Consider the following 12,032-nt stretch of genomic DNA (forward strand, 5'->3'; position numbering starts at 1 on the left):
TGGAATCGTGAATACACCCCGCACCAGCAGACAGAGACAGCAGACCGAACGTCTGATGAATCTGCTGATCGCCCTGCGCGCTTCCCGCGGCTGGGTGTCGCGCAAGACGCTGATGAGCGCCATCGACGGCTATTCCGGGCTCGACGAGGTTGCCTTCGACCGCAAGTTCTCCCGCGACAAGGAGCTGCTGCGACACATGGGCATCACCATCGCAACCCGAGCCGAACACGATGCCTACGGTGATGTGGGGGAGACGGGCTATCGGATCTCCACCGCCGACTATGCGATGGGCGACGTCGACCTCACTCCCGCCGAGGTGGCCGCTGTGACCGTGGCCGCCGCATTCTGGTCCGAGACCGAGCTCGGGGCGTCCTCGTCTCAGGCCCTGACGAAGCTGCGCGCACTCGGCATCGACCTCGACCAGTCCGCCGACGGACCGGGAAACGTCGATCCGGGCACCGCCGCACACCGGCTGGCCAGCGCGAACTTCGCCACCGCTCTCCATCACATCAATGCCCGCGAAGCCATCGGCTTCCGGTATCACAAACCCGGTCAGAGCGTGAGGAAAGTGAAGCTGGAACCCTATGCGCTGCTCAGCCGCGGCGACCGTGTCTACCTCTTCGGCTTCGACCTCGACCGCGAGGCCCGACGCACCTTCCGGCTCTCCCGCGTCGAAGGTGGGATCGCGAAGCTCAGCGGCCGGGAACCCGGCGACTATGAGATCCCCGAGGATTTCTCCCCGCAGCTGGCGCTGCAGTCGAGTTCCGAGATGGCCGTCGTCGCCGAGGCGAGGCTGCACATCCGTGCTCACCGGGCCGATCCGCTGCGCCGTCGACAGATCCGCAGCGATGGCGACGAGGTGGTCATCGGCTATTCCGATGCCGATGCCCTCGCCGCCGAGATCGTCGGCTTCGGGGACGCCGTGGACGTGGTCGATCCGCCCGAACTCGTGCGCGCCGTCGACCGCAGACGCGAAACGATTCGCCGATCGCTCAACCGTTTGGGAGGCTCCAGTGTCCTCAGCGCGTGAACGGCTGACCCGACTGCTCAGTCTCGTCCCGTACCTCGACGCCCATCCGGGCGCGGATCTCGAAGAGACCGCTGCCTATTTCGGCATCGACTCCGCCACCCTCATCGACGATCTGCAGCTGCTCTTCGTCACCGGTCGACCCGGACATATGCCTGATGACCTCATCGATGCCTCGTGGGAGGGCGGGCAGATCTTCGTCTCCAACGCCGAAGAGGTCTCCGTGCCCGTGCGGCTCAGCGCCGAGGAGGCCGGAGTCCTCGTGCTCGCTCTCGACATGCTCTCGTCCCTGCCGGGGCTCGATTCCGCAGCGGTGGCCACAGCCGCGTCCAAATTGCGCGCAGCTGCAGGAGAGAACCTGCGCACGGCCGTCGACGTCAGTCCCATCGACGCCGACGAGGAGCTCCTGACCGCTCTGCGCAATGCGGTGGAAGAAGGCACGGCGCTGCGGATCGACTATTACGTGGGCTCCCGTGACGAACTCACCACGCGGACCATCGCCCCGACCCGACTCGTCCCCGGTGCTGACTGGTACGTCGATGCGTGGTGCTATTCGGCCGGAGCGCCCCGGCGGTTCGCACTTGGTCGCATCCGGTCCTGGGAATCGGCCGCGCACCCGCCGATGTCGGTCAGCCAGTCGATGACCACCTCGTACGAAGTCACCCTCGGTCTTGCGGCCGGGGGAGCATGGCTGGCAGATGAACTCGACGTGACGAATCGGGAGTACCTCGACGGTGGTGACACGAGCGTGCGCATCCGCCTGCTCGTGCATTCTGTGGATTGGCTCAGCCGGTTCCTGCTCTGTCATGCCGATGTCATCACCGAGATCGACGACACCGAAGCCGTTGCGGGCGCCCTGAACAGGCTCGGCTGAGACGAAGGCCGCGTCCGGATGTGGATGAAAGGCTCAGCCGCAGCGCGTAGACTCTTCCACAGCATCAACAATCCAAGGAGCTCCCATGAGACCAAGTTTCGTGCAGATCGCGATCGTGATCCTCATCATCGTGATCATCTTCGGCGCACCCAAACTGCCGCAGCTGGCCCGAAGCCTGGGACAGTCGATGAAGATCTTCAAGTCCGAGGTCAAGGATCTGCGCGGCGACGATGACGAATCCGGCAAGAGTACCGAGCCGGGAGCGCTCAACCAGAACTCCTCGACCGAATCCTCCACGGCCACCGGTGAGACCACTGGAACCGAGGAGTCGCGGCGAGAGAAGCAGGACCCGCAGTCTCACGAGAAGTGAAAGAGAACCGTCAGCGCAAGCCCTCTCGATCACGGAAGAACAATCCTGAGAAGAAGATGCCCGTCGTCGGGCACCTGGTCGAGTTGCGCAACCGCGTCATCATCTCCGCCATCGCCATTGCTCTGGGCGCGGTGGCAGGCTGGTTCCTCTACGATCCCGTCCTCGATATCCTCCAAGAGCCGATCCGCACGATCCGCGACAACGGCGGACGGATGGCCGAGATCAACTTCGCCGGAGTCGCTTCCCCCTTCGATCTGAAGATCAAGCTCGCGTTCTTCATCGGTCTCTTCCTCTCCTGCCCGATCTGGCTCTACGAAGTCTGGGCTTTCATCGTGCCGGGGCTGAAGCGGAAGGAGAAGCTGTACTCTCTGGGATTCCTCGGGGCAGCGATCCCGCTGTTCCTGGCCGGGTCGACGATGGCGTTCTTCGCTCTGCCCAACGCTGTGAAGGCCCTGACCTCGTTCACTCCCGAGGGCGGCACGAACATCATCCCGGCACAGGACTACCTGAGCTTCGTGATGATCATCATCGTGGTCTTCGGTCTCGCCTTCGTCCTGCCGGTGCTTATGGTGGGACTGAACATGCTCGGACTCCTGTCGGCGGAGCGGATCAAGAAGTCATGGCGGATCATCGTCATGCTCGTGTTCCTGTTCGCCGCGATCGCCACCCCGACTCCGGACGCAATGTCCATGTTCTTCCTCGTCATCCCCATGATGACCCTGTTCTGCCTGGCCTGGGTGATCTGTGTATTCAATGATCGCCGACGAAAGAAGCGCCTCATCGCACAGGGCCTGTGGATCGACGAGGACGAACTGACCGACGAAGAGAAGAATGACTGACCCCACACCGCTTTCGACCGATACTCCTGCAAAGGAGTCACTGAGTCCCTCCGCCGCCTATGCCGAGTTCAAGGCGCGCGCGGATTTCGCCCGCACCCCCTTGGGACAGTTCATGGAGCGCACGGAGTTCGCCCTCGACGACTTCCAGGTCGAAGCCTGCAGCCACCTGCAGCAGGGGGAGGACGTGCTGGTCACGGCGCCGACCGGCGCAGGCAAGACGCTCATCGCGGAGTTCGCCGTGGAACTGGCCCGGGGCGAGGGCAAACGGGTCTTCTACACGACACCGATCAAGGCGCTGAGCAATCAGAAGTTCAACGACCTCGCCGAGGTCCATGGGGCTGAGAACGTCGGACTGCTCACCGGTGACACGTCGATCCGCCGGGATGCGCCGATCATCGTCATGACCACCGAAGTGCTGCGCAATATGCTCTACAACGACGTGACGGGACTGTCGGATCTCGGCTTCGTCGTCCTCGACGAAGTCCACTATCTCGCCGACCGGTTCCGCGGGCCGGTGTGGGAAGAGGTCATCATCCATCTTCCCGACCGTGTGCAGATGGTGTCGCTGTCGGCGACAGTGTCGAATGTCGAGGAGTTCGGTGCCTGGCTGCGTGAGGTCAGAGGACCGACGACGATCGTCTCGACGAGTCACCGTCCGGTGCCGCTGGTCAACCATGTCCTGGTCGGCCACCGGATGTATGACCTGTTCACGCACAGCGATTCCGACCGTATCGATCCGGCCCTCAACCACGCCACCCGCACGCACGGAGGACCACGGTCGAAACGGGCACGTGCCACCCGGGCACGATTCCGCCGCCCCAGCCGCACCCAGGTGGTGGCATCACTCGCCGAGGCGGCGATGCTGCCGGCGATCATGTTCATCTTCTCCCGCAATGGCTGCGATGAAGCCGTCGAACAGTATCTGAGCACTGGCACCGATCTGAACTCCCGGGAAGAGAAGACGATCGTCAATGCCGCTCTCGAGAAGCTGCGCGATGACCTCGCCGATGACGATCTCGGCATCCTCGGCTATCACACCTTCCGTGAGGGTCTGCTGCTCGGAGTGGCCGCGCACCATGCGGGGATGATCCCGCAGTTCAAACAGCTCGTCGAAGAGCTGTTCTCGCAGGGAATCATCAAGGTCGTCTTCGCCACGGAGACGCTGGCACTGGGCATCAACATGCCTGCGCGCACCGTCGTGCTCGAGAAGCTCGTGAAGTTCAACGGTGAAGCACATGTGATGATCACTCCGGGGGAGTACACCCAGCTGACCGGGCGAGCAGGTCGCCGCGGAATCGACCGCATCGGCCATTCCGTCGTCGTGTGGCATCCGACCATCGAGGTCAGCGAGCTGGCGGCCCTGGCCTCGAACCGTTCCTACGCGCTGAACTCGGCGTTCGGACCGACGTACAACATGACCGCGAATCTGCTGTCGCGGATGAGCTCTGAGGAAGCGGCCAAGGTGCTCGAGACCTCGTTCGCCCAGTTCCAGGCCGATAAGGCAGTGGTCGGCCTGGCGCGGAAGGTACGCAAGAACGAAGCCACGATCGAGGCGTATGAGAAGTCCATGCACTGCGATCGCGGTGACTTCTCCGAGTACGCCAGGCTGCGTCGGGCGATCTCGGACACGCAGAAGCAGGAGACCAGGACGAAATCGCGGAACAGGCAGCGCGATATCGTCGAGTCCCTCACCGCGCTCAAGATCGGCGATGTGGTGACGATACCGGCCAAGCGGGTCGGTGGTCGCGCGGTCATCATCGCTCCGATGAGCAACAAGGACGGTGTGTCGCGACTTCCCACCGTCCTCACCGAGCAGGGCAAGGTGTGGCACCTGCGCCCGCACGAGGTGACCGAGCCCGTCGCCTCGCAGGGGCGAGTCCGGGTGCCGAAGAAATTCAACCATCGGCAGGCAGGCGACCGCAGACAGCTGCTGTCCATCCTCGAGGCCGCCATCCACGACGGCCGAGTGGATTCCGAAGCCCACTGGCAGTCGAGCCGACAGCATCAGGGCGAGAGCACCACAGTGGCCGAACTTCAGGCGCGGATGCGGGCACACCCCTGCCACGACTGCCCGGATCGGGAGCTCCACGCCCGCTGGGCCAACCGTGCCGACAAGCTCATCCGGGAGAACGAATCGCTCATCGCCCGCATCGAAGGGCGCACCACCTCGATCGCTCTGGTCTTCGAACGGGTCCAGGACGTGCTGCGGGGCCTCGGGTTCGACCCCGAGCATTCGACGATGCTGCGTCGGATCTACGGCGAACGGGATCTCCTGGTGGCGCTGACGATCCGCGCCGGGCTGTGGGACCGACTCAATGAGCCGGAGCTCGCAGCGTTCGCATCGATCTTCGTCTTCCAATCGCGCAGAGACACCCTGACCGCCCATCGGGCGCCGAGCGCCGACCTCAAGGCCGTCTGCGATGAGTCCGAGACGATCTGGCGTCGACTCTTCCACCTGGAAGAGCAGCATGCACTGAATACGACGGACGAACCGGATCGCGGGCTGATCAGACCGATGTACCGGTGGACGGAAGGCAAAACGCTGTCGGAGTCACTGCGGGGCAGCGATATCGCCGCTGGAGACTTCGTCAGATGGGCCAAGCAGAGTCTCGACCTGCTCGGTCAGGTCGCTGAGGTCATCGACCCACAGACCGCAGTGCGAGTGCGTCGTACGATCGAAGCGATCCGGCGCGGAGTGGTCGCCGACTCCTGAGGGTCACCGCGTCTGCGCTCTCCGCCCGGGGAGCGCAGACACACATCATCGTCTCAGCGACGGACCTTCTTGACGATGTTCTCGATATCGGAGCCGAAGGCGTTCTCCGTCGTCAGATAGGTCCACGTCGACGACGGACGCTTCAGCCCATGCGATTCCAGGTCGATACCCTCCTCGGTGATCGTCGCCTCCTTGATCGTCGCCGTCGAATCGTCGATGACATCGGACCAGAACGATGAGAACACGCGGATCGATTCGGTGTTGAACGCTTCGTGCGGCTTCTCCCTGGCGAATGTGCGCAGGTGGATGCCTTCACGCAGATCGTTGAGGAAGGCGAGGTGATCGATCCACCGTGCGTCGAGGTGGAAGAGCATGACAACGCGGAGCACCGAGTCCAGCAGCTCCTCCGAGTGCTCCTTCGCGATCTCATCGGCCCGGTCGCCGAGTTCCTTGCGCAGCTGCTCGACGGGTTCGTCGTCCTTGCGGATCTCGGCGCGGCGGTCGAGCACGAGCTCACGCTGTTTGGCCATGAGCTCATTGAAGCGCCAGGTGTCGCGATGCAATGCGGTGTTCTGGCCTTCGGCGATGCGCTGAGCGTGTTCGATGAGGCCGAGAGCGCGCTTGGATTCGATGAGCCCGGTCTCATCACCCTCGGAGACGAAGCGTTGGATCTCGGGAACCCTGGTGACCAGTTCGTCTTCGAGGCTGGTGAAGAACACAGACGTGCCGGGATCACCCTGACGACCCGCGCGACCGCGCAGCTGGTCATCAAGTCGGGATGACGGATAGCGACCGGCACCGATGACGAGGAGGCCGCCGGCATCGGCGACGTCGGCATCGGCCAGTCGGATGTCCGTACCGCGACCGGCCATCTGCGTCGACACCGTCACGGCGCCCGGCGCTCCGGCCTTCGCGATGATCTCGGCTTCTCGGGAATCGTCCTTCGCGTTGAGAACGGCGACATCGATTCCGCGTTCGGTCAGCCGTTCGGCCAGGGACTCGCTCTCCGCTACCGATGAGGTGCCGATGAGCACAGGACGTCTGCGGGCGTGATTGTCGACGACTTCCTCGACGATCGCGCGTTCCTTCGACTCCTGATAGGTGAACAGGCGATCGGGTTCGTCGATGCGGATCACTGGCAGATGAGTGTCGATGGGCACGATCTCCAGCCCATAGAATTCGCGCAGATCGTCACCGACGGCCAGGGCGGTGCCGGTCATACCGCACACGGTCGCATAGCCGTGGATGAGTTCTTCGACCGTCATCTGGTCGAGGATCTCCCCGCTGTCGGTGGCGTCGAGGCTCTCCTTGGCTTCGACTGCGGCCTGGAGCCCGTCGGGCCAGCGCTGGAGTTCGGCGACGCGACCTCGGGAGGAGGAGATGAGTTTGACGCGTCCGTCGACGACGAGGTAATCGACATCGCGTTTGACCAGCGCCCGGGCGTGGAGAGCGAGATTGACGGCGGCGAGCGTCTCGGAGTCCTCCCCGAAGAGTTCGACGTCGAGTTCGTCCTCGACCCTATCGACTCCGGCGTCGGTGAGTGAGACGGCATGTCGGTCGGCACTGACTTCGAAGTCGGTGTCCGGGCTGAGTCGGGACACGAGCGCTGCGATCGCAGCATCGGTGTCCTGGACGCTGGCCGAACCGGCGAGGACCAGCGGCACACGTGCTTCGTCGATGAGCACGGAGTCGGCCTCGTCGACGATGACGACGTCGCGTTCGGGCACCCGCTGATCGGCATCCTCGGTGAGGAACCGGTCGCGGAGGACATCGAAACCGACCTCGGTCACCGACGCATAGACGACTTCGGCACGGTAGGCCTCACGGCGTTCGTCGTCGGCCTGTGCGCCCGAGATCGCGGCGGATTTCACGCCGAGGAGGTCGAACAGCGGTTTCATCCAAGTGCGGTCTCGAACGGCGAGGTAGTCGTTGACGCTGACGACGTGCACGCGTCGTCCCTGCAGTGCGTAGCCGGCAGCCGCCAGCGCGCCGACGAGAGTCTTGCCCTCACCGGTGGCCATCTGCACGATGCTGCCCTGCAGGAGCCCGACGAGCCCTCGCAGCTGAGTGTCGTAGGCTCGTTCGTCGAGGACCCGCTCACCGGCTTCGCGTGCCAGAGCACAGTAGCGGATGAGTGTCTGCTGCTGGCTGCCCGATGCGAAGACCTCACCGGCGGCCTCCGTGAGTTCGGCATCGCTGAGTTCGGAGAATTCGCGCCCGGCCGCGTCCAGTTCGTCGACGGCGCGCTCGAACCAACCTGTCGTCTTCTCCGCATGAGAGCCGGGTCGGTTGAGCAGGCGAGAAAAGAATCCCATTGTCGTCCTTCGTCGTTGGTGCGTCGGTGTCGAGTCTAGCGTTCAGGACATCGGCCACGAACCGTCGACGACGGCTTCGGGGTTGCCCTTCTTCCGCAGCCAGGCCTGCAGTCCTGCCGCCTGTGAGCGCTTCCAATCGGCCTGTGCGGCCATGATCTCATCGTTGCTCAGCGCGGAGATTTCCGTGGACTTTTCGGCCAATGCTCGGGAAATGTCCAGAGCGGCCAGAGCGTCGGCGGCGGCATCGTGGGCGTCGAGGAGTTCGATGCGGTAGTTCTTCGCCGTCTCGATGAGCGTCCGTTTTCCCCTGCGATAGGGGTCGATCTGCTTGTCGACGACGAATGTGTCGACGATCGTGGGGATGATCGAGGCGAAATCGATGTCCGGTCGATGGCGGGCGACTTCGGCTGCCATCACACTGAGGTCGTAGACGACGTTGTGCCCGACGACGACGACGCCTTCTTCTCGGAGTGCGGTGAATACTGCACACAGTTCGCTGACGACCTGGGCGGCGTCCGCGCCATTGGCTCGAGCGAATTCGGTGGTGATGCCGTGGACGGCACGCGCCGATTCCGGAATCTCGATTCCCGGATCTGCCAGCCATGTGCGCACCTGAGCGGGCGAGTCGACGAAGGCGGCGGTGACGATGCGGGCAGTGGCCGGTTCGACTCCGGTGGTCTCGAGGTCGAAGCCGACGAGCCGTGACTGCACCCACGAAGCGGTCCCGGCCGACCGTGGCGCCGACTCGGCAGACTCGGTCGACCTCCTGGGATGCGCGATCGTGTCGGTCTGTGCGGCCGCCTGAGAGGCGGCTCCATACGAGGCTGCGCCAGCGTCGGCTCCTGACACGGATTCGAGCGCACTGGTGAGGTTGTCGACGGAACGGCGGATGTTCTGCCCGTCAGCGGCGTCCTCGACTGCGGCGCGGTCAAGGCCGTTCGGGACGCTGTCGAGGTCGATGCCGTGGTCGACGTCGGTCAGACAGCGCATGACCTCGAGCGTCTTGTGCAGGGTCTCTTCGACCTCGATGATCGTTGCGGCCCGCTTCGGGCTGAGGCCACCGGTCTTCACGCCGGCTTTGGCGGCGTGGATGATCGATTCGAGGGAACCGAAGTTCCCCAGCAGGGTCGCCGCAGTCTTCTCCCCGATCCCGGGGGCTCCGGGCAGCCCGTCGGACGGGTCGCCCCGCAGAGCTGCCAGCTCACGGTAGCGGGTGCCGTCGGGCACTCCGTAGGCGTTGGGCAGATCCGCCTGGGTCAGGGCCTCCCACTCGCCGCCCTTGCGTGGGCGCAGAACACTGACGTCGGTGGACGAGTCGAGCAGCGCCAGCAGGTCCCGATCGGGGGAGACGATGATCACGGGGGTCGTCGATTGGGCGGCCATCGTGGCGATGACGTCATCGGCTTCGGTTCCGGCCACCTCGGCGATGGGGATTCCGGCAGCGGTGAGGATACGGTTCATGATCGGCAGCTGCACCGCCAGCTCGGGAGGGATCTCCGTACCGGCTTCCTCATCTTTGACGCGTGCCGCCTTGTATTCGGGCATGATCGCAGTGCGGAAGCCCGGACGCCAATCGGCGTCCATCGTCGCGACGACACGATCGGTGTCGAAGCGGCGCACCATCTGGGCAACGGTGTCGAGCACCCCGCGCACGGCGTTGACCGGATGACCGTCGGCATTGACGATCGAATCCGGCACCGAATAGAAGGCGCGATAGTACAGAGCTGGCGTATCGAGCAGAACCAAGGGCTTCACATCAGGTGACGATACCTGACCCTCCTGACACTGGTGTAGCCGTCACGGCCGACGGTGTAGCCTGTCGGCTGTGACTATGTACTTTGGTGGAGATGTTTACAGCAGTGCCGACCCTTTTGCGACGGCACTGGGGCATGCGGACGGAAAGGTCTCGTTCATCGGTTCCGATGAAGCGGCCAAGGCCCTGAACCCGGAGGCGATCGACCTCGGTGAGGACTTCCTCACACCCGGTTTCGTCCACGCCGGTCTGATCGTCGACGAATCTGTCCCGACGGCGGCCGACCTTTACGCGCAGGGTTTCACCCATGTGCACGCGATCGGCAGCGCCGAGCAGATTGCGCAGTTCGCTGCCGACGCACCGGACGGACTGTCGATCGTCGACTACCCGCAGCTGGGCTCCGGTTCTGTCGAAGCCGGACGTGCGTCGATCGCCGCATCGGATCTCCTCGCGCTCGAGGAGCTGCCGGCGTTGAGCCTGTTCATCCTCGTCGATTCGAATGAGCAGCTCACCGGAGTGCTCGAGTTTCTTCGTGCCGATGCCGCCCATGCCCAGCGTCACGGTTACCGTCTGCGATTGGACTTCGCCGTTCCGGACGAGCAGGTGCAGTCCCTCGGCCGCAGCGGTATCGCCATCACGCTCGACCCTGCACGGCCGCAGCCGCTGGCACAGCTGCTGGCGGCCGGGGCGCAGGTGTCCTTCAGCCATTCCGAGACCTCACCCTGGTCAGGAGTGCGGGATGCCGTCGTCGGCGACGGAGGCATCGGTGCGCGCGCCGCGTTCAACGCGGCGACCCGCTTCGCTCATCGTGCGGCCGGACACCCGGAGGGGGGAGTCCTCGCGCCCGGAGCCGATGCCGATATCGTGCGGTGGAAGGTCGAACGTCTCGTCGTTCAGGTCGCCGACCCGCGCGTCGCCGCCTGGAGCACCGATCCACGGTCCGGGACTCCGGGGCTTCCCGAGCTGTCTCCGGATGTGGCTCTGCCCACCCGTGTGGAATTCTGATCCGAAGCTGCTGAACATGGAGGCATGCTGACTTCTCAGCCGGGTCAGGCCTGTCGAGCCGACACGCCGATAGCGCGAAATTTTCTTTCCTCTGTCTGAGCCTGTGACCTCGGGTTTCAGTTATCAGCCCAGGTCACGGCGATTTTGCGAAGGCTCGCTAGGCCACTAGATTCGACGTGAGCATTCCGCTTGGTGCGGGATGGAGTCGGCACTCCCGTCAATAGATAACTCGCTGCCGTGGCAGCGTGGTCCGAAGGCGGGGGTGTCGACTCATTGTCCGGGGCGACTACCGCGTATCGTGGAGTGCGTGCTTTCCAAGATTCTCGTCGTCATCCCCACCTTCAACGAACGTCTCGCCCTCCCCGTGACTCTGGCCGGACTGTTCGAACAGCAGCCCGATGTCGACGTCCTCATCGTCGATGACGGTTCCCCGGATGGAACGGGGGAGTGGGCGGATGAGCAGGCTGCGTCCGATCCCCGGATCACCGTCCTTCACCGCACCGAGAAGTCCGGCCTCGGCAAGGCCTATATCGCCGGATTCGAATGGGCGCTGAAACGCGACTACGAGATCATCTGCGAGTTCGACGCCGACGGCTCACACCGATCCCTCGACCTGGGGCAGCTGCTCGACGCCGCCGCGGAGGGCCGAGGAGACCTCATCATCGGATCCCGATGGGTTCCGGGCGGAGAGATCGTCGACTGGCCCAAATCCCGGTTCTTCCTCTCCCGTGGCGCGAACGTCTATGTCAACGCGGTCATGGGATTGGGAGTCAAGGACGCAACGGCGGGATTCCGTGCGTACAACCGGGCTGTGCTCGAGGCGCTCGATCTCTCCGACGTCCAGTCGCAGGGGTACTGCTTCCAGATCGACATGACCTATCGCACCGTCGAGGCCGGGTTCCGGGTCGCCGAGGTGCCCATCGTCTTCGTCGAACGCGAACTCGGCGAATCGAAGATGAGCGGCTCGATCATCACCGAAGCGTTCACGAAGGTCGCCGGCTGGGGCCTGACCCGCCGTCGCAATCAGCTGCGTCGACTCCTCACCCGTTCCACCCCCTCAATTGCTACCTGACGGGGGCTGAGCAACCTGGTGTGGAAACTCGCGACCTTGCTGACAACCTCACTCATTACCTTGC

9 protein-coding genes are annotated in these 12,032 nt (G+C 64.2%); 7 read left to right on the forward strand and 2 right to left on the reverse strand.

All coding sequences use genetic code 11. The annotated features are described in order from the left end of the window. Positions 1–7: 7 nt before the first annotated feature. The 5 genes from ACTIIH_RS11275 to ACTIIH_RS11295 all read left to right on the forward strand — a co-directional run bounded on the left by ACTIIH_RS11275 (position 8) and on the right by ACTIIH_RS11295 (position 5,823). Complete coding sequence (locus tag ACTIIH_RS11275) at positions 8–1,030, forward strand: helix-turn-helix transcriptional regulator (protein WP_441089897.1); 1,023 nt, start codon at positions 8–10, stop codon at positions 1,028–1,030. Beyond that, complete coding sequence (locus tag ACTIIH_RS11280) at positions 1,014–1,901, forward strand: WYL domain-containing protein (protein ID WP_441451809.1); 888 nt, start codon at positions 1,014–1,016, stop codon at positions 1,899–1,901. The genes ACTIIH_RS11275 and ACTIIH_RS11280 overlap by 17 nt, the downstream gene beginning before the upstream one ends. A gap of 85 nt (positions 1,902–1,986) precedes the next feature. Continuing rightward, positions 1,987–2,271, forward strand: a complete 285-nt coding sequence (tatA, locus tag ACTIIH_RS11285; RefSeq protein WP_441451811.1) for a Sec-independent protein translocase subunit TatA — start codon at positions 1,987–1,989, stop codon at positions 2,269–2,271. Then, entirely contained in the window at positions 2,268–3,110 is an 843-nt protein-coding gene (tatC, locus tag ACTIIH_RS11290; RefSeq protein WP_441451812.1) for a twin-arginine translocase subunit TatC, read from the forward strand. The genes tatA and tatC overlap by 4 nt, the downstream gene beginning before the upstream one ends. After that, positions 3,103–5,823, forward strand: coding sequence for a DEAD/DEAH box helicase (locus tag ACTIIH_RS11295; RefSeq protein WP_441451813.1), 2,721 nt, complete (start codon positions 3,103–3,105; stop codon positions 5,821–5,823). The genes tatC and ACTIIH_RS11295 overlap by 8 nt, the downstream gene beginning before the upstream one ends. Positions 5,824–5,876: 53 nt before the next feature. On the opposite strand, the gene secA2 is transcribed toward ACTIIH_RS11295, so the two are convergent. Then, a complete protein-coding gene (gene secA2 / locus ACTIIH_RS11300) occupies positions 5,877–8,138 on the reverse strand; it encodes an accessory Sec system translocase SecA2 (RefSeq protein WP_441451815.1) in 2,262 nt (753 codons plus the stop codon). A 42-nt stretch (positions 8,139–8,180) separates the two neighbouring features. After that, entirely contained in the window at positions 8,181–9,893 is a 1,713-nt protein-coding gene (locus ACTIIH_RS11305; RefSeq protein ID WP_441451816.1) for a 5'-3' exonuclease H3TH domain-containing protein, read from the reverse strand. A gap of 76 nt (positions 9,894–9,969) precedes the next feature. Between ACTIIH_RS11305 and ACTIIH_RS11310 the strand changes: the two genes are divergently transcribed. Further along, positions 9,970–10,896, forward strand: coding sequence for a metal-dependent hydrolase (locus ACTIIH_RS11310; protein WP_441451820.1), 927 nt, complete (start codon positions 9,970–9,972; stop codon positions 10,894–10,896). 307 nt (positions 10,897–11,203) lie between these two features. Further along, complete coding sequence (locus tag ACTIIH_RS11315) at positions 11,204–11,968, forward strand: polyprenol monophosphomannose synthase (protein WP_441451818.1); 765 nt, start codon at positions 11,204–11,206, stop codon at positions 11,966–11,968. The last annotated feature ends 64 nt before the right edge of the window (positions 11,969–12,032 follow it).

The organism is Brevibacterium sp. (assembly GCF_052105255.1).
Taxonomy (GTDB): domain Bacteria; phylum Actinomycetota; class Actinomycetes; order Actinomycetales; family Brevibacteriaceae; genus Brevibacterium; species Brevibacterium linens_B.